General features: G+C 53.5%; 10 protein-coding genes and 5 tRNA genes. All 15 read right to left on the bottom strand.

The annotated features are described in order from the left end of the window. Positions 1-49 precede the first annotated feature (49 nt). The 15 genes from rpoC to P8N76_02605 all read right to left on the bottom strand — a co-directional run bounded on the left by rpoC (position 50) and on the right by P8N76_02605 (position 16,420). The gene (rpoC, locus tag P8N76_02675) at positions 50-4,543 is read right to left on the bottom strand and encodes a DNA-directed RNA polymerase subunit beta' (GenBank protein MDG2380551.1); all 4,494 of its coding nucleotides are present in this window, start codon (positions 4,541-4,543) and stop codon (positions 50-52) included. A 109-nt stretch (positions 4,544-4,652) separates the two neighbouring features. Beyond that, positions 4,653-8,372 (bottom strand): DNA-directed RNA polymerase subunit beta, encoded by a 3,720-nt coding sequence (gene rpoB, locus P8N76_02670; GenBank protein MDG2380550.1) that lies wholly within the window; start codon positions 8,370-8,372, stop codon positions 4,653-4,655. 290 nt (positions 8,373-8,662) lie between these two features. After that, positions 8,663-9,076: a 50S ribosomal protein L7/L12 gene (gene rplL, locus P8N76_02665; GenBank protein ID MDG2380549.1), complete on the bottom strand. Its 414-nt coding sequence runs from the start codon at positions 9,074-9,076 to the stop codon at positions 8,663-8,665. Between the two features lie 137 nt (positions 9,077-9,213). Next, positions 9,214-9,738: a 50S ribosomal protein L10 gene (gene rplJ, locus P8N76_02660; protein MDG2380548.1), complete on the bottom strand. Its 525-nt coding sequence runs from the start codon at positions 9,736-9,738 to the stop codon at positions 9,214-9,216. Between the two features lie 20 nt (positions 9,739-9,758). Continuing rightward, positions 9,759-10,439, bottom strand: a complete 681-nt coding sequence (gene rplA / locus P8N76_02655; protein MDG2380547.1) for a 50S ribosomal protein L1 — start codon at positions 10,437-10,439, stop codon at positions 9,759-9,761. Between the two features lie 21 nt (positions 10,440-10,460). After that, a complete protein-coding gene (gene rplK / locus P8N76_02650) occupies positions 10,461-10,889 on the bottom strand; it encodes a 50S ribosomal protein L11 (protein ID MDG2380546.1) in 429 nt (142 codons plus the stop codon). A 55-nt stretch (positions 10,890-10,944) separates the two neighbouring features. Next, positions 10,945-11,724: a transcription termination/antitermination protein NusG gene (gene nusG, locus P8N76_02645; GenBank protein MDG2380545.1), complete on the bottom strand. Its 780-nt coding sequence runs from the start codon at positions 11,722-11,724 to the stop codon at positions 10,945-10,947. A gap of 71 nt (positions 11,725-11,795) precedes the next feature. After that, positions 11,796-12,248: a preprotein translocase subunit SecE gene (gene secE, locus P8N76_02640; protein MDG2380544.1), complete on the bottom strand. Its 453-nt coding sequence runs from the start codon at positions 12,246-12,248 to the stop codon at positions 11,796-11,798. Positions 12,249-12,435: 187 nt separating this feature from the next. After that, positions 12,436-12,511 (bottom strand) — tRNA-Trp (locus tag P8N76_02635). Between the two features lie 15 nt (positions 12,512-12,526). Next, on the bottom strand, positions 12,527-13,723 hold the full coding sequence (tuf, locus tag P8N76_02630) for an elongation factor Tu (protein ID MDG2380543.1): 1,197 nt from the start codon (positions 13,721-13,723) through the stop codon (positions 12,527-12,529). Between the two features lie 81 nt (positions 13,724-13,804). Continuing rightward, positions 13,805-13,877: transfer RNA gene (locus tag P8N76_02625), tRNA-Thr, on the bottom strand. Between the two features lie 161 nt (positions 13,878-14,038). Next, a tRNA-Gly gene (locus P8N76_02620) sits at positions 14,039-14,109 on the bottom strand. A gap of 82 nt (positions 14,110-14,191) precedes the next feature. Beyond that, positions 14,192-14,273, bottom strand: a tRNA-Tyr gene (locus P8N76_02615). Between the two features lie 95 nt (positions 14,274-14,368). Then, positions 14,369-14,441 (bottom strand) — tRNA-Thr (locus P8N76_02610). Positions 14,442-14,755: 314 nt separating this feature from the next. Further along, on the bottom strand, positions 14,756-16,420 hold the full coding sequence (locus P8N76_02605) for a sigma-70 family RNA polymerase sigma factor (GenBank protein ID MDG2380542.1): 1,665 nt from the start codon (positions 16,418-16,420) through the stop codon (positions 14,756-14,758). Positions 16,421-16,830: the final 410 nt, after the last annotated feature.

Genomic DNA, 16,830 nt, shown 5'->3' with positions numbered 1-16,830 from the left:
GCGATTCCCTCGGCTTTTTGGGCTGATGCCCTCACCACCCACCGCGACTTTACGGACTCGGCGGGTTAGGTGAATCTTCGGGCGATTCTTCGTTGTCGCTGCCGCTACCAAACAGCTTATCCAGTGCATCAGCTCCCGGTTCGGCTGGCGGCGCTTCGGGAGGCGTGAGGCCATCGGGGGGTGTGATTCCCAGTGATGCAAACTCGGACGGTGTAAGCTCTGGGGGTGAAACGGCAGCCGGTTCGGAGCTTTCGAGGGAGGGGGATTCGATTGACGATCCGTTGCCGTCGGCGGAAGCTGAATCGGCTTCGAGCAGCGGGAAGCTGTCGACCAAGGCTCGGTCTTTTTCTGCGGCCATCGAGGCCAAAGCTTCTGGCCGAATTCGCACTTCGGCTTCTTGGAAGGTCCGGAAGCCGGTTCCCGCTGGAATCAAGTGACCCAGAATCACGTTTTCTTTCAGCCCAACGAGTCGGTCCGTTTTGCCTGCCAGAGCGGCTTCCGTCAGCACCTTGGTCGTTTCTTGGAAACTGGCTGCCGAGATAAAGCTGGAGCTTTGAACGGCTGCTTTGGTGATGCCGAGCAACTGCGTGCTGGCGGTTGACGGCTTGGGTCGCGTCCCCTTAGCAGGCGTTCCACCGAGCGCCTCGATTTGGGCATTGACCGTATCCAACGCATCGCGGGGTACGATTGTCCCGTCTTCAAAGTCGCTATCGCCCTTTTGGCTGATCTTCAGGCATTTCACCAGGTTTTCGTTTGCCTGGCGGAAATCAAAGCGGTCCATCACGCTGCCGGGTAGCAAGTTGGAGTCACCCGGATTCTCAATCTTCACCTTTCGCAGCATGCGGGCGATGATGATTTCGCAGTGTTTATCGTTGATTTCTACACGTTGGCTGCGATAAACGCCCTGGATTTCGTGCAGCAGATACTGCTGGACAGCCTCTTCGCCAGAAATTCTGAGGATGTCATGGGGAACCAAGGGACCGTCGACCAGCGCTTGGCCGGCGCGGACTTGGTCACCCGAGTGCACCAGGAATCGTTTACCATGAGGAACCAAATGTTCTCGTTCCAAGCCACTTTCACTTCTCACGACGATGGTTCGTTTGCCGCGTCGTTTTTCGCCAAGGATTTCGACGACACCATCGACTTCCGCGATGACGGAAGGATCTTTCGGTTTCCGAGCTTCAAAGATCTCGGTGACTCGTGGTAGACCACCGGTGATGTCCTTAATTCCAGACGCTTCACGGGGTGTCTTGGCGACGATGGTTCCGGCTGCGACCTGTGCTCCTTCATCGACCTCAATGTGAGCCCGTTCGGGTAGATAGTAGACATCCAGCGGCTTTCCGTCGTTGTCTTCCAGCACGATCTGCGGGTGAAGATCGCCTTTGTGGTCAGCAATAATTCGCCGTTCGTGACCACTTGGATCTTTTTCAATTCTCATCGTGTCGCCTTCGACAACATCCTCGAAGCGAACGCGCCCGCCGACTTCACCAAGAATGGGAATACTGTGCGGATCCCATTGGCACAGCACGGTGCCGGCTTTGACTTCTTGGTTTTCTTCAACCATGAGGACGGCACCAGTGGGTACCTCGAATTTCTCCAGTTCTCGGCCCTTGGGGTCCAAGATGGAGATCTCGCCATTGCGGGTCAAGACGATCGTTTGACCTTCTTCACTGGTCACGGAACGCATGCGAACGAATTTGACAATACCACCTTTTTTCGCCTTGGTTTCGCTTTCTTCGACATCGGTACCAGCCACACCACCGATGTGGAAGGTCCGCATGGTCAACTGGGTGCCCGGCTCACCAATACTTTGGGCTGCGATAATACCAACCGCCATGCCTTCTTCGACTTGTGAACCGCTGGACATGTCCATTCCGTAGCAGGTTCGACAGACTCCCAGTGGAGCTTCGCAGGTCATCGGGCTACGAACTTGGATTCTTTCGAGCCCCATTTCTTCGATCCGGCGAGCGATTTCATTGCTGATCATTTCGTTTTCGGCAACGATCACTTCATCCGTAACCGGATTGACGATGTTTTGACGGCTAACACGACCATTGACCGCATCCGCCAAACGAACTTCCACCTTTTCACCTCGGTAGATAACTCCTTTGGTCACACCCTGGGTGGTTCCGCAGTCATCCATGGTGACCACGACGTTTTGAGCTACATCGGCCAACTTACGAGTCAGGTAACCGGAGTCGGCCGTTTTGAGAGCCGTATCGGCCAAGCCTTTTCGAGCACCGTGTGTGGAACTGAAGTATTCCAATACCGACAAGCCTTCGCGGAAGTTGGCTTTAATGGGTGTTTCGATGATTTCACCGGACGGCTTGGCCATGAGGCCTCGCATGCCGGCCAGCTGTCGAATCTGTTCGACACCACCACGAGCACCGGAGTGTGCCATGAGGAAAACCGGGTTGATATATCCGGTGTCACCGCGGATATCGGATTCCATGGCCGACATCATCTCGGCCGTAATGCGTTCTCGAGCATGTGTCCAAGCATCGAGAACCTGGTTGTAACGTTCGACGTCGGTGATGATACCCCGATCGTAGAGCTTCTTGTATTTCAATACTGTTTTTTCGGCTTCACCGATGATCTTGGTTTTCGTATCCGGAGTAACCAAGTCGTCGGTGGCGAACGAGAGGCCACTGCTTGTGCTTTCGCGGAAACCGAGCTGATTCATATCGTCGAGCAGTTGAATGGTTGCTCGCCGTCCAAGCACTTGGTAGCAATCGGAGATGACCATCGACAATTCGCTGGACCGCAGGGGGATGTTGTAAAAATCCATGCCGTCGGGCAGCATCATGTTGAACATAATGCGACCGCAAGTTGTCTCGACCATGTCCATTTGCTCGCGTGTGTCGTTCTCGGTTCGAACGATTCGACCCGCGGGCAACTTGATTTTAATTTTGGCGTGGAGTCCGACCACGTTGAGTGAGTAAGCCAGATCGGCTTCCTCTTCGCCGGCGAAGACCATCCCTTCACCCTGGATGCCCGGGAGCAACATTGAGATGAAATAGCAACCCATCACGATGTCTTGCGACGGACTCATCGTCGGCCGACCATTGGCAGGTCCGAAGATGTTATTGGTCGACATCATCAAGGTATGAGCTTCGACTTGAGCTTCGATCGAGAGCGGCAGGTGAACTGCCATCTGGTCGCCATCGAAGTCAGCGTTGAAACCTTTGCAGGCTAACGGATGCAAGTGAATGGCGTTGCCTTCGACAAGCACAGGTTCGAAGGCCATGATTCCCATGCGGTGCAAAGTGGGAGCACGATTCAACATGACGGGGTGGTTCTGAATCACCGCTTCCAAGATGTCCCAGACCTCTTCGTCTTTCCGCTCGAGCATCTTCTTAGCGCTCTTGATCGTATCGGCATGGCCCATCTCTTTGAGCTTGCGGATGATAAAGGGCTGGTAGAGCTCCAGGGCGATCTTCTTGGGAAGACCACATTGGTGAAGTCGCAGTTTCGGTCCAACGACAATCACACTTCGAGCGGAATAATCAACTCGTTTACCCAGCAAGTTTTCGCGGAACCGACCTTGCTTTCCCTTGATCATGTCGGTGAGGGATTTCAGGGGGCGGTTGCTGCTGCCCAGCACGGGGCGCTTGCAACGATTGTTGTCGAAGAGGGCGTCGACGGACTGTTGCAACATTCGTTTTTCGTTACGAATGATCACTTCCGGCGCGTTTAGATCGACCAGCTTTCGTAGGCGATTGTTCCGATTGATGATACGTCGGTACAGGTCGTTCAGATCGCTGGTGGCGAAGTTTCCGGAGTCAAGTAGCACGAGTGGACGCAGGTCGGGTGGAATTACCGGAATGACGTCCAGCACCATCCACTCGGGCTTATTGTCGCTGTCGCGAATCGCTTCGACGATTTTCAAGCGATTGATTAAGTCTTTTTTCTTCTGCTTGGAATTGGTCTCAGCCAATTCGGTTCGCAGTCGTTCAGAAAGAGTGACCAGATCGAGATTGCCGAGCAACTTACGAACGGCTTCGGCGCCCATGTCGGCATCGAAGCTTCCGTCACCCCACTGTTCACGCGCCGCTCGATACTCTTCTTCGGTGAGCAATTGTTGTCGTTCGAGATCGGTTCCGCCCGGATCGATGACGACGTAATCCTGAAAGTAAATCACCTTTTCCAGGCTGGTGGTCTTCATGTTCAGTAGGTTGCCGAGTCGGCTGGGCATGGCTTTAAAAAACCAGATATGCACGACGGGTGCGGCCAGCTCGATATGTCCCATACGTTTACGTCGTACACGACTGTGGGTGACCTTTACACCACAGCGATCACAGATCATGCCCTTGTACTTCATTCCGCGGTATTTACCGCAGGCACACTCCCAGTCTTTTTCCGGACCAAAAATTCGCTCACAGAACAAACCATCTTTTTCGGGACGGTAGGTTCGGTAATTAATGGTTTCGGGTTTCTTGACCTCTCCGAACGACCAACTGCGAATGTCGTGCGGTCGGGCCAGGCTGATTTTGACGGAAGCGTAATCGTTGATTCGGTCGTAGGAACTTTCGCCGATCGTCATCTGCCTGTGCTCCTGTATCGGGTTCACCAAATTCGGTGTCGTTGGTATGTAGTTTTGGCATCTGGTGTGACCGGCCACGGCGGGTGGTCGGTCATCATGGGACGTCGAGTTAGACGCGTCGTTTTTCCAACTGCATGTTCAGTGCGAGACCACGAATTTCGTTGGTCAGCACGTCGAAACTGGCGGGCGTTCCAGCCTCTAGCGTATTTTCGCCCTTCACCATGGATTCATAAATCTTGGTTCGGCCTTCCACATCGTCACTCTTGACGGTGAGCAATTCCTGCAAGATGTAGGCTGCTCCGTAAGCTTCCAACGCCCAGACTTCCATCTCTCCGAACCGTTGACCACCGAAGCGGGCTTTTCCGCCGAGTGGTTGTTGCGTAATGAGTGAATACGGGCCCGTGCTGCGAGCGTGAACCTTCTCATCGACAAGGTGATGCAGTTTCAACATATAGATGTAACCGACGGTCGTTTCTTGTCGCATTGGCTCACCGGTCCGTCCATCGATCAGCGTCGCTTTACCATGACGGGGCAAGCCGGCTTCTTCGAGGGCGTCATTGATGTCCTCTTCGGTTGCTCCGTCAAAAACGGGAGTCACGGCTTGAAAGCCAAGTTTCGCTCCCGCCCAGCCCAGGTGGGTTTCGAGGATCTGACCGACGTTCATACGACTGGGGACACCAAGCGGGTTCAGCATGATTTGGATCGGCGTACCATCCGGCAGGAACGGCATGTCTTCCACGGGCAGGATCTTGGCGATCACACCCTTGTTACCATGTCGTCCGGCCATCTTGTCCCCGACCGAGATGACTCGTTTCGTGGCGATGTACACTTTGACCATTTGGAGTACGCCGCTGCGTAGTTCGTCACCTCGTTTCATGCTGTTCAAGCGTCGATCTCGATCATCGAGTGCTTGTTCCACGTTCGGCCAGCAAGTTTTGTAAATCGCTTCAATCTGCGAAATTTTTTCCGCACTTCGAAGGCCACCTGTCACGGAATTTAAGCGGAACTGTTGGGCTCGCTCGGAAACATATTTCGCATCCTGATCGGCGATGAGCGGTGTACCATCCTCATCATTCAGAGCGCGTCCGATCACCGCTTCGATTTGCGACACCATGTCGCCAAAGCTCTTCGAGATTTCCTCGTTGCCTTCCGTCTCAACCTGCTTTAGCTCTTTTTCAAACGTCTTTCGTTCGTCTTCGGTGAGACTCATGCGACGCGAGAACTTTTGCGTGTTGATGACGATGCCTTCGATTCCCGATGAAACTTCCAGCGAATCGTTCTTAACGTCTTCACCGGCCCGTCCGAAGATCGCATGGAGCAGTTTTTCTTCCGGCGTGAGTTCGGTTTTTGACTTTGGCGAGACTTTCCCAACTAGGATGTCTCCCGGGCGAACATAGGTTCCGATTTGGACAATCCCGCTTTCATCCAAGTTGCGTAGAGCTTTCTCACTGACATTTGGAATGTCACGGGTGAACTCTTCACGCCCCAACTTCGTTTCGCGGATTTCGATGTCGAATTCCTCGATGTGAATCGAGGTATAAACATCGCGTTGGACAAGTTCTTCGCTAATGATGATCGCGTCTTCAAAATTGAAGCCATCGAATGACATAAAGCCGACGAGTACATTCCGCCCGAGGGCCAACTCGCCTTGGAAGGTGGCGGCCCCATCGGCGATCACTTCGCCCTTTTCCACTTTCTGTTCTGGAACGACTACCGGTTTTTGGTTCAAGGAAGTCCGCTCATTCAGACCTTGGAACTTTTTGAGAGGGTACTTGTCGCCGCCGATCTCGATGCGGTTGGCATCGACGTACGAGATCTTGCCAGCCCGTTTGGCTCGCACGACCATGCTTGAGTTGCGGGCCACATCCAATTCCATGCCAGTCGCCACCACCGGCGGTTCGGTGATCAACAATGGGACCGCTTGGCGTTGCATGTTGGAGCCCATCAACGCGCGGTTGGCGTCATCGTGCTCCAGGAACGGGATCAATCCGGCGGAGACACCGACCATCTGGCTGGGGGAGATGTCAATGTAATTGATTTCTTCTGGATTGACCAAATGGAAGTCCGAACGGTAGCGGGCAACGATGTTCGTCCCCGTGAGGTTGCCGTCAGTCACGGCCGCATCGGCGGGAGCCACGAATGCGTCGGACTCTTCATCGGCTCGCAGCCAAATCACTTCGTCCGTCAGTTTTCCTTTCTTGACGACTCGATAAGGCGTCACGAGAAAACCGTAGTCGTCGACACCCGCGTAAATCGCCAAACTGGAGATCAAGCCGATGTTCGTACCTTCCGGAGTCTCAATCGGACAAATACGTCCATAGTGAGAAATATGCACATCTCGAACTTCGAAGCCCGCTCGTTTCCGGTTAAGACCACCTGGCCCCAACGCTGACAGACGACGTTCATGGGTCAGCATGGAGAGCGGATTGGTCTGGTCGACGACTTGAGATAACTCGCCCCGTCCGAAGAAGTACTCGATGGCGGCGGAGATGCTCTTCGGGTTAATCAGGCTGCGAGGCGTCATGTCCTCGACATCCTTCAGGCTCATCCGTTCCTGCACCGTGCGGCGGAGTTTCAGGAATCCTTTGCGAAGTTCATCGCAGGCCAGCTCACAGATGGTGCGTAAACGACGGTTACCGAGGTGATCAATATCGTCGATTTGCGATTCGCCACCGACCGATGCGAGATCGAGCAGGTAAGCGATTGCTGCGATCATGTCATCCGGTCGCAGTGTCATTTCCTTTTCAGAGACGCCCAAATCCAATTTGCGATTGATGCGGAAGCGTCCAACACGGCCGAGGCGGTAGCGGTTGACATCGTAGAACTTTTCTTGGAACAGCTGCCGTGCCTTTTCCAATTGAGGCGGATTGCCCGGACGCAGCCGTTGATAGATTCGCAACAGTGCCTCTTCGTGACTGGAAGTCGTGTCATCGGCAAGGGCACTGAAGACCAGTGGCACTTTGGGAGGTGTCATCACTTCCATCGACTTGACGCCGGCGGTGCAGATGATCTCGGCCGCGTTCTTTGTCACTTTGTGACCGGCTTCGACGATGATCTCACCCGCTCGGTCACTGCCGCTCGGATAAACTACATCATCGACGGCAATCTTGCCTTCAATCTTGGTGACACTTCGGCCATCAACGATCTTTTCGCTGCTCGTATCGTAGAAGGCGCGAATGAGATCCGAGTCGTTTCCGTAACGCGGGTCCATCGCTCGCAATAACGTCATGGCCGAAAACTTGCCGCTCTGGTCGATGCGAACCGTTAGGCTGTCTTTCTTGGTGACGTTGACTTCGATCCAACTGCCCCGTTCCGGAATGATTCGGCAGCTTGGCAATTTACGATCGGAGGTCGTATCGGCTTCCATTACGAAGTCGACGCCAGGGCTGCGGTGCAACTGGCTAACGACAACGCGCTCGGCTCCGTTGATGATGAACTCACCACCGCCCAGCATGATCGGCATGTCACCCAGATAGACTTCTTCTTCAATGGGTTCGTCTTTGTTGAGACGAAGCCAAACGCGAAAGGGACGCCCATAAGTCAGCCGCAGTTGTCGACATTCCTCAGGAGTATATCGCGGTTTGCCCAGCTCATATTTGAGATATTCCAATGACAGTTGCTTGTCGTAACTTTCAATTGGAAAGATTTCTCGCAAGACGCTTTCGATTCCTTGATCCTTGCGTTTTTCGGAATCGGCTTCGGTCTGTAAGAAATCGCCGTAGCTGAGAGTTTGAATTTCCGTTAAATCAGATGTGTAGTACTGATCGCGACCGCTACCGAAACGACGAACTTGCGTGTGATTGAGACGTCGTTGAGCTGAAATGGCCATACGTGCAGATACTCCTTAGGAACTGAGAGATTCAGCTGCTTCCACAAGTTGAAAAGGATCTAGATCTACCCAACAGTTGCTTTACGAATCCGCCTGTCATCCGAGAGAGCCCTGGGTGAGGCAGAAACGCCCGAATTCGGCGCACACCTTCCCCTACGCTAGCTTCCGCACAAGCGAAAGCCAGCTTCGACAGCAAGCGAAGCGACGAGTACGCGAGAATCAAGCCGATCCTACCTGCCGACCGCATCTTTTGGGAAACGATCGGCTTGAGGTTGATGGGACAACGCGAACTATTTGATTTCGACGGAGGCTCCGGCCTCTTCCAGCTTCTTCTTGGCCTCTTCGGCATCTTCTTTGGAGACGCCTTCTTTGACCTTGCTGGGTACGCTTTCGACGACTTCCTTAGCTTCCTTCAGGCCGAGGCCTGTGATGCTACGAACTTCCTTGATCACGCCGATTTTCTTTTCACCAAAGCTAGTGAGCACGACATCGAATTCGGTCTGCTCGGCAGCAGCACCTGCGTCTCCGCCGGCACCGCCTGGTGCCATGGCGACAATAGCTCCACCAGCGGCGGGCTTGATGTCATACTCGTTTTCTAGGTAATCGCTCAACTCTTTGGCTTGCTTAAGCGTCAAGTCAGCAATCTGATCGCCAATCGTTTTGATTTCGGCTGAGACTTCTAGGGTTGCGGTTTCTTCGGACATAGTGGACAGGATCCTTTCTTAACGGATGTGCAAAACGTGGCCGTTGGGTCGCCACTGAATTGTCATCATCCAAATTGCTTGATTGGGTCAATTGGACGGTTATTGAAAATGTCACCGGAGTTTGCGGAGTGACCAGGCTATTCGGCTTCCTCTTCGGATTTTTGCTTAATCTGACTGGCAATGTTACCGCCAGGTCCTACGATCGCACCGGCGAGTTCGCTGCCAGGTCCGCAGACTTGGCCCGACAAGATGCTTAGCTGTTCGGCCCGGTTCGGCCATTTGCTAATTTCCTTGACTCGCTCTGGCGTGAGCTGTTCGCCGTCCATGACGCCGCCACGCGTCTTAAATGCTTCGAAATCATCGTCTTCGTCTAGCTTGTTGACTTCCTTGACCAAGGACACGAAGTCTTCGGCTCCCCAGACGAACGCCAAGCTGCCTTGTGCGCCTTCCATGGCTGGTGCCAGGGAGGTGCCTTCGGTTGCTCGTCTTGCGAGGCCGTTTTTGACGACCATTAACTCGATCTTCTTCTCTCGCAGTTGACGTCTTAGGCCGACACTTTGGTTGGCATCGAGTCCGACGACATTGACCAACAGAGCATCGTCAACGCCCGCTAGTCGCTGAGAGAATTGATCGGCTAAAAGGTTTTTAATGCGTTTACTCATTGGGGTCGAACTCCGCTCAACTAGGCCGCGATTCGCACGCTAGGGCTCATGGTTGCGCTAATGCTAAGCCCCTTCATGTAAGTGCCTTTGACGGCTGCGGGTTTAAGGTTTTGAATGTGATTGACGAAGGCTTCGACATTTTCCAGCAACTTTTGCTGATCGAAGCTCAGTTTTCCGACGACGGCGTGGACGATGCCAGAAGCGTCATTACGGAATTCGACCTTACCGGCCTTGTATTCCTGCACTACCGTCGCGACGTCAGCAGTAACGGTACCGGCTCGTGGTGACGGCATCAGGCCGCGTGGCCCGAGTACACGACCGAGTGGTCCGACAAGCCCCATCATGTCGGGCGAAGCGATGCAGGCGTCGAACTCGAGCCAACCATCCTTGATTCGTTTTGCTAAATCGTCTTGACCGACCTCATCGGCGCCGGCGGCTTTGGCCGCTTCTGCCAGGTCGCCCTTTGCAAAGACGACGACACGCTGTGTCTTGCCAATTCCGTGCGGGAGCACGATTGATCCACGCACAAGCTGATCCGCCTGCTTGGAGTCGATCCCCAAGCGGATGGCAACTTCAACCGTCTGGTCAAATTTGGTGTTATCGAATCCTTTGAGGGTTTCGACGGCTTTGTCCATCGATAGTGCCTCATCGGAATTGGTCTTTTCGGCCAGGGACCGAAATCGTTTGGATTGCTTTGCCATGCGCGTTGTCCTTGAAACTATTTACCCGTCGATGACTTCAATGCCCATACTTCGGGCCGTTCCCTCGATCAACGCACGAGCATGTTCGAGATCCCTGGCGTTCAGATCAGCCATCTTCTGGTTACAGATCTCGTCGATCTGCGGCCGGCTGACCTGTCCTACCTTTTCCTTGTTAGGGACCCCTGAACCCTTGGCGATACCTGCAGCCTTTTTGAGAAGCGCGGCCGCGGGTGGGCTCTTGGTAATGAAATCGAAACTTCGATCGTTGTAGACGCTGACGACCACAGGAATCGGTGTGCCACCATATTCCTTGGTGCGATCATTGAATTGTTGGACGAATTGGCCCAGGTTGATTCCAAACTTACCCAGGGAAGTACCGACTGGCGGTGCTGGGGTTGCTTGACCGCCCGGAACTTGGAATTTGGCGGAGCCTACGAGTTGTTTAGCCATAACAGGTCTGGATATTTCGAGACTAGAGTAACGGGCTGGGATTTAACGAAAGGATTTAGACCGCCTCGATCTGCCAATGTTCGAGTTCGACAGGCGTCGAGCGTCCAAAAATGTTGATCATGACGGTGACTCGGCCATTAGCCTCATCAATCACGTCGACGTCACCCTCAAAGTTTTCGAAGGTACCTTCCTTGATTCGCACGCGATCGCCAACCTTGAATGGGATTGCCGTCTTGATCGGTTCGGCTTCATCCGTGGGCCGAACTGATTTGACAATCCTTTCTACCTCGTGCTTCAACATTGGCGTTGGCTTACCGGCTGCTCCGGTGAAGTCGCCAATGCCGGGTGTTTCACGTACTAAAAACCAGGTGTCATCGTTGATCGCCATATGGACAACAATGTAGCCCGGGTACAGTTTCCGCTTCACGATACGACGTTTGCCATTTTTGAATTCTGCGACGTCTTCGGTTGGCACCAAAATGTCACCAAAGAAATCATCCAGACCGGCAACAGCTACCCTGCGTTTGAGGCCATCGCAAATCGAGCTCTCCCGATTGCTTTGCACCTTCAGGATGTACCAATCCATCTTCATGGCGTCGGGATCAATTCCTGAGGACTCTTCCAGGGGGGCGTCCGGATCGCGATCTTTCTTAACCGGTTCTACCTCGACTTGTTCGGCTGCGGTCGTATCGTCCGTATCGCTATCACTTGGCGTGAGCGTTTCGGCGGCCGTCATCTCGTCCGACACCTCGGGCCCAGCTTCTCGAACCGCATCATCTTGATTCGAGTCGCCTTCGGCGGGAACAGGTTGAGTGGGTTGGTCGTTTGTGTTCATCGTCTTCTTATAAACCGCGGTCTTGCCCACGTGCTCGTCGTGATGGAGTCCAAGTGCTGCTGGGTGAAAGACTAAATTCCAATTCCAATTAGCTTAAATAATTCACGCCAGATTACATCGAAGAAGAACAGGCTGCCGGCGAGAAAGAACATCAAGATAATGACCACAATGGAGCTGCGAATGAGTTCCTGTTTGCTTGGCCACGACACTTTGCTCATTTCTGCTTCGACTGCGATCAAGAAATCTGCAAATTTCGGGTAATTCACGCTTCGGTAGCTGATCCATAAGCCGCCCATCGCGATCAACCCTGGCAGGATGTAATCCAGCCCAGTATGCACATACCAAGACTCCTGCGATGGATTTACCATGAAGCGATGGAGCTGCCAGGCCCCTACCAGGAACGTGATGCCCATTGCAGCAAGTGTTACTTGCCGAACGACACGGCCCTGACTGCGCTTATAGACACCAAAAGTGAACAGATCCCGCAAAAAGGATACTGCGGCGACATTTTTTTCTTTAGCCATGCGATCCAACCGACGGCAGGAGGAATGCGATGCAACACGCTGACAAACTAAATAACAGGTGGGACAACTCGACGGGACGCCTTATTCGAGTGTCGCGATTCCACCTAGCGTAACATTTTTCTCTGCGTCCGAAAACAGTCGTACCGAGAGGCGTTTTTTGGTCGCCTCTCGGTACGATGATCCTGTGTGGCAGGGGCGGCGGGAGTCGAACTCGCAACCCCCGGTTTTGGAGACCGGTGCTCTGCCAATTGAGCTACGCCCCTATATCTCGGTTCGATCTACTCAATAATCTTGGTAACAACTCCGGAACCCACGGTTCGACCACCCTCGCGGATGGCAAAGCGGACGCCGTCATCCATGGCGATCGCCTTGTGCAATTCGACTGTGACACGGACGTTGTCGCCTGGCATGCACATTTCTGCACCTACCAAGTCTGCCGTGCCGGTAACATCCGTCGTTCGGAAGTAGAACTGCGGTCGATAACCGCTGAAAAACGGCGTATGACGGCCGCCTTCATCTTTCGACAGGCAGTACACTTCGGCCTCGAACTTGGTGTGAGGCGTGATTGAACCGGGCTTTGCCAAAACTTGGCCACGCTCGATATCGTCACGTTTCACGCCACGCAGCAGGCAACCGACGTTGTCGCCAGCGCGACCTTCGTCCAGTAGTTTGCGGAACATTTCCACGCCTGTGCAGGTGGTTTTTGTCGGTTCGCTCGACAGGCCGACGATTTCTACTTCTTCGCCGACTTTGATTACGCCCCGTTCAATACGACCGGTGGCAACCGTTCCGCGACCTTCGATCGAGAAGACGTCTTCGATCGCCATGAGGAATGGACGATCTTCTTCTCGCGCGGGCTGTGGGATATAGGCGTCGATAGCGTCCATCAAAGCGCCGATGCAGGCGTTCTTTGTGTCGTCCGCCGGTTCTTGGTAAGCAGGCAGAGCGGATCCACGAACCACCGGAATGTCGTCGCCGGGGAAGTCGTACTTGGACAGCAATTCGCGAACTTCCAATTCAACCAGATCGAGCAACTCTTCGTCGTCGACCAAGTCGATTTTGTTGAGGAAAACCACGATTGCAGGCACGTCAACCTGACGAGCCAGTAGGACATGCTCTTTCGTTTGCGGCATTGGACCGTCGGCAGCCGACACGACCAGGATGGCACCGTCCATTTGGGCGGCACCGGTGATCATGTTCTTGATAAAGTCGGCATGGCCGGGACAGTCGATATGCGCGTAATGGCGCTCCGCCGTCTCGTATTCAACGTGGGCGACAGCAATCGTTACTGTCTTCGTCTCGTCACGAACCGTACCGCCTTTGGCGATCTCCGCGTACGACTTGTGTTCAGCCAATCCCTTCGCTGCTTGAACCGCAAGAATAGCACCGGTCAGCGTCGTCTTACCGTGGTCAATGTGGCCGATGGTGCCTACGTTTACATGCGGTTTTGTGCGTTCAAATGTCTCCTTGGCCATGCTCTCTACCTAACAATTACCAGTGCAAAGCTGACTACGAATCGGGGCCACACACCACGATTACCGTATAAAAAAATTCAGAGCTGCTGACGGGACTCGGACCCGTGACCTCGTCCTTACCAAGGACGCGCTCTACCAACTGAGCTACAGCAGCGAAGGTTTTTGGTTCCTCAGGACTGCCGTTGGACCGGCTCCAAAATTATCCGTCATGCTTGCAGCTCTCGTTTCTCTCTAGTGGCTCTGCGGTTTTGAAAACCTGTCTGATTCTCGCATTTACCACGATTTACCGACTATTCAAAACTGAGTGCCGCAAAAAGCGGGTGAAGGGAGTCGAACCCTCGTCTTTAGCTTGGAAGGCTATGGCTCTACCGTTGAGCTACACCCGCAGCAAGCAAAAATATCCGGAATTAAATAGACCCTCCAGTTCGAACCCATTTATCGACTTTGGCCGCCCCATTTCTTGGTTAATGGGGGGTGCAGGATTCGAACCTGCGAAGGCATTGCCATCAGATTTACAGTCTGACCCCTTTGACCGCTCGGGAAACCCCCCGTTGGCCGCCGCCGGATGTGCTCGCAATCCTTTTATCTCAACGGAACGAAGGCCCGTTACCCTTTCTTTCCGATCGCTTCGGAGTTTATCCCGAGAGCTAGCGGAGGGACTTGAACCCACAACCTGCTGATTACAAATCAGCTGCTCTGCCAATTGAGCTACGCTAGCGCTGAGTTCAAGTTCCATGAAAACCAGTCACTATACTGACCTTGGCGCACGGTGCAATACGGAATAGTAGAAAATCATGGCGTGTTCCGCTAGCCCAACTGTGGAAGTTCGCAAAATGATTTTTGGAGCCCCTTGGTGGCTGGGTGTGTTCTTTGGGAATGGCGAGGCTTGGTGGATTGTGCGGATCGTGGTTTGCGGTGGGTTTGCGGTGGGTTTGCGGTGGCTCGTCGACGGCTCGCATGGGCAAAAAAAGGCGTCCGTGAATCCACGAACGCCTCTCATCATCGACCGGTTGTTGTCGGCCCTTGTGTCAGTTACTCGGGAATTTCGATCTTTTCCTCCTGAGCCGCCAAGCGGAGCTTGGTGAGGGCTCTGGCTTCGATCTGACGAATTCGCTCCTTTGTGACACCCATTTGAGCTCCGACCTCTTTGAGGGTTTGAGGCTCATTTTTGTGGTCCAAGCCAAATCGGCTGATGATGATCTTTTGTTCACGATCATCAAGACTCGACAGGATTTGGTCCACTTGGGACTCACGTAACTGTTGAGCACTCTCTTGCTCGTAGAGGCCCTTTCGGAAATCTTCCGTGGAAACGAACATTTCTTCGCTACTGGTGCGGAATCGATCACGCTGCTTGAATTCCTGCGGGATTGTGCGAGCAAAGTTCTTCATAATGGCCCAACTGGCGTAGGTGCTGAACTTGTTGCCTCGAGCGTAGTCGAACTTTTCCGCGGCACGAATCAGGGACATGTTTCCATCACTGACCAGCCCGAAAAACTCCTCGGATTGGGTTACGTGTCGCTTGGCAATCGAAACGACCAGCCGCAGGTTCGCTTGCACGATCTGGTTTTTCACGTCGACCGCCTGGTCATACAGCTTTTCGATTTCGTCCATGACCGTGCTCTTTGCGTTGACCAAGTCAATCGATTCTCGCAGTTGAGCTGCCTTGAACTTGAGGAAGTTAAGTTTTCTGAATAGATGTCCTTCTTGCTCTCGATTCAGCAGCGGGACGTCATACAGGGACGCCAGGTAAGGAGGTAAACCACTTGGCGAGCGAGCCGCTCGTGCCTTTTTGTCACTCTCAGGCATCGGTGTCAGGATGACTTTTTCCGCATGACGTTGTTCAAAGCATTCGTTACCGATGAAATCGAGTGGGAGCTCCATGATCCGCTCGGCCCGCATCTCGTTGACCACTCGGTAAATGCTGGTCTTGGTACGGCAGTGGCGTTTGGCCAGCTCGTCAACGGTGGTGCCGCGACGGTACTGACGATAAATCGCTTCCTTTGCTTCCACCGTGAGTGGCCCCGTGCGATCGGGGAAAATTGCCAGTTCAGGGTGCTTGCTGTCGAAATGTTTCAGCGTGTAGCGAATTGTTTCGATACTCCGATTCATCTGTTTCGCGATGCGACGGGTGACTTCGGAAGGTGTTCCACCGGCTCTGGCGAGTCGTCGTGCCCGCTGAACAATCTCGCCACGCTCCTGACTCGTCAATTGACTGAAGCGTTCTCCCCGTTTCACTCGCTCGCGATTGTTGGTGACGAACCGATCAACGCTCTGCTGCAAAAAACCGACTCGTTTACGACCGTTGAACAAAAAGCGACGACTGACCAACCCTTGTTGACGCCATCGCGAGATTGTCTTGGTGGAAACGTTGAACAGCTTGCTCAAATCTTCGACCGTATAGACGGGTTGTCCCGCTTCTTGAACGTTCACATCCGCAGCGTCCGAGACATCTTCGATGAAGAGTCTCAAGTCGTGTCCGAGCTCTTCGCCTGCCACGGTCAAATGTGGGGACGATTCGGGACGATAGCCCGTGATACGATAGCAGAGGAATTCGTAGGGATAGGTTTTGTCCCCAGAAACCTCGTGGAGAAGGGCCTCAGCATTGCTGACCTGCTCCAGCTTCTTATCGCGCGGTGCGTACCGGACCTGTTGATCGCGCAATTGCTTCAGGATTTGATTTCGATATTCCGAATGCATCACCCACCTCGTTCTCTCCGTTTGCGGATTCGAGTCGGTGTTCCATGCGATTCCCATCGCCCGACAAATAATCCGAAAAATGGACTGGCGGTTGTTCCCCAAGCCGCTCGTCCCGACCAGCTATTCGTCCAATGAGGCCGAATGTTGCAGTCGAGTGTATCCAAGTTGCCGAAAAGCCTGCGAATCTTGCAAAACAAATGGTCAAGAGCCAAGTGATTTCCGATAACAACTTCTTTATAGCGGTTTACGTGCAAACAGTCGCAAATGATCGGGGAATGTTCGCGGTTTTGCCCGAATCGATTTGGGACAGCACTCGTTAAGTCATTTTTTAGTAATGACTTAGGTTCTTTTTTGGGTGGTCGGATTATTCCGTAGCAAGCGGATCCCCAGAGTCAACCCAACCCTCGTTT

The sequence above is a fragment of the Pirellulaceae bacterium genome (genome assembly GCA_029243025.1).
Lineage (GTDB): Bacteria > Planctomycetota > Planctomycetia > Pirellulales > Pirellulaceae.
The sequence above is the reverse complement of the archived record's forward strand: the minus strand, read 5'-3'. Positions and strand labels throughout refer to the sequence as shown.